Annotated in this window: 1 protein-coding gene; it reads left to right on the top strand. The window is 74.9% G+C overall.

The window, feature by feature from the left end:
* Positions 1–1,944 (top strand): nicotinate-nucleotide--dimethylbenzimidazole phosphoribosyltransferase (cobT, locus tag MTQ10_RS29795; protein ID WP_247473596.1); only part of this gene is annotated, 1,944 nt, incomplete at its 5' end.
* Between the last annotated feature and the right edge of the window lie 430 nt (positions 1,945–2,374).

Genomic DNA, 2,374 nt, shown 5'->3' with positions numbered 1-2,374 from the left:
CCGCCGCACGCCATGACCCTCCCCACGGAGGAGCAGGTGTCCGGCCCCGTCACCGTCCCCGCCCCGCGCGGTGCCGACGCGGGCGACACCGCCGTACAGGTCGTACAGAACGCCGACGATCTGCGGACCACGGCCGCGGACGAGGGCGACGAGAACCCGCGGCCCGGCCCGGACGAGGCCGCCGCGACTCAGGCACCCGCGCCGCCCGCCGGCCCGGCCGCCCCCGGCTACGACGACGCCGAACGCGAGGCCGTGCTGAAGGTGATGCGCGAACGCCGCGACATCCGCAACGGCTTCCGCAGCGACCCCATCCCGCACGAGGTGCTGCTGCGCGTCCTGGAGGCCGCGCACCACGCCCCGTCCGTCGGCCACTCCCAGCCGTGGGACTTCGTGGTGATCCGTTCGGCCGAGACCCGCCGGACCATGCACGAGCTGGCGATGCGGCAGCGCGAGGCGTACGCGAAGTCGCTGCCGAAGGGCCGGGCCAAGCAGTTCAAGGAACTGAAGATCGAGGCCATCCTCGACACCCCGGTCAACATCGTCGTCACCGCCGACCCGACCCGCGGCGGACGCCACACGCTCGGCCGTCACACCCAGCCGCAGATGGCGCCCTACTCGGCCGCGCTCGCCGTGGAGAACCTGTGGCTCGCCGCTCGGGCCGAAGGCCTCGGTGTCGGCTGGGTCAGCTTCTTCGACGAGCGTGAGATGGTTCGCGCACTCGGCCTGCCCGAGCATCTCGAAGTCATCGCGTACCTGTGCGTAGGCTACGTCGACGAATTCCCGGACGAGCCCGAGCTGATGCAGGCCGGCTGGTCCAAGCGCCGCCCGCTGTCCTGGGTGGTCCACGAGGAGACGTACGGCCGTCGCGCCCTGCCCGGGGAGGAGCCCCACGACCTGCTTGCCGAGACCGTCGCGCAGATCCGCCCGCTGGACGCCAAGGCGCTCGGCGAGGCGTGGGAGCGCCAGAAGCGCATGACCAAGCCCGCCGGCGCACTCGGCATGCTGGAGATCATCTCCGCGCAGCTGTGCGGCCTGTCCCGGCAGTGCCCGCCGCCGATCCCCGAGCCCGCCGCCGTCGCGATCTTCGCCGGTGACCACGGTGTGCACGCCCAGGGCGTCACGCCCTGGCCGCAGGAGGTCACCGCCCAGATGGTGGCCAACTTCCTCGGCGGGGGAGCGGTGTGCAACGCCTTCGCCAACCAGGTCGGCGCCGAGGTGTGCGTCGTGGACGTCGGTGTCGCCGGCGACCTGCCGGCCACGCCGGGCCTGCTGCCGCGCAAGATCCGCGGCGGTACGTCCGACATGACCACCGGTCCCGCGATGACCCGCGAGGAGGCCAAGAAGGCCATCGAGGTCGGCATCGAGACCGCCCGCGACCTGGTCGCCGCCGGCAACAAGGCGCTGCTCACCGGTGAGATGGGCATCGCGAACACCACCGCGTCCGCCGCGCTGATCTCCGTCTTCGCCGGCGCCGACCCGGCCGAGGTCACCGGCCGGGGCACCGGCATCAACGACGAGACGCTCGCCCGGAAGACCGACGTCGTCCGCCGCGCCCTGGAGTTCCACCGGCCCGACCCGGCCGACCCGATCGGCGTCCTCGCCGCGGTCGGCGGCTTCGAGCACGCCGCCATGGTCGGCCTGCTCCTCGGCGGTGCCAGCCTGCGCACCCCGGTCGTCCTGGACGGCGTCAGCGCCGGCGCGGCAGCCCTCGTCGCCCGGGCCATCGCCCCGGAGGTGCTCGCGGCCTGCATCGCCGGCCACCGCAGCGCCGAGCCGGGGCACGTCGCCGCGCTGAACAAGCTCGGCCTGCGGCCCCTGGTCGACCTCGACCTGCGGCTCGGCGAAGGCACGGGTGCGCTGCTCGCGCTGCCGCTGGTGCAGTCCACGGCGCGCGCGATGCACGAGGTGGCGACGTTCGACTCCGCGGGGGTCACCGAGAAGTAGCCCGCCGGGACGCCGGGGCCTCATGGGCTTCCGGGGGGCTGCCGGGACTGCCTGCTCAGGGGCGGGACGTGCCGTCCGGGCATCGCCGACAGCGAGTACGCCCGCCCCGCCGGGGCCGGGTGTACGCGTTGCCGCCCTGGGCGGCGACCCGAGTGGACGCCACCCCACAGTGACCCTGGAGACCCCTTCCGGGAGCGGGTCCCGGGCGTCGCACTCCCGGGCCCCGGACGCCTCCCGAGGGAGCGGACTCCCGGGCCCCCGGCTGCCCCCGGAGGACGCCACCCCGAGGGAGACCTCGGCGGGCCGTCCCCGGCGGGCCTCGCTCGTCCGCCTCGTCGAAACCGCACAGGCGGGCGCCCACGCGGGGCGACCCTGAGGTCGGGCCGCAGGGAGGCGCCCACACGAGCCCCCCGAGGCCCCACCCCGGGTT

It is taken from the genome of Streptomyces sp. XM83C, from assembly GCF_023072675.1.
Taxonomy (GTDB): domain Bacteria; phylum Actinomycetota; class Actinomycetes; order Streptomycetales; family Streptomycetaceae; genus Streptomyces; species Streptomyces thermocoprophilus.
Note: the sequence above shows the minus strand (reverse complement) of the source record. Positions and strands in the feature narration are given on the sequence as shown.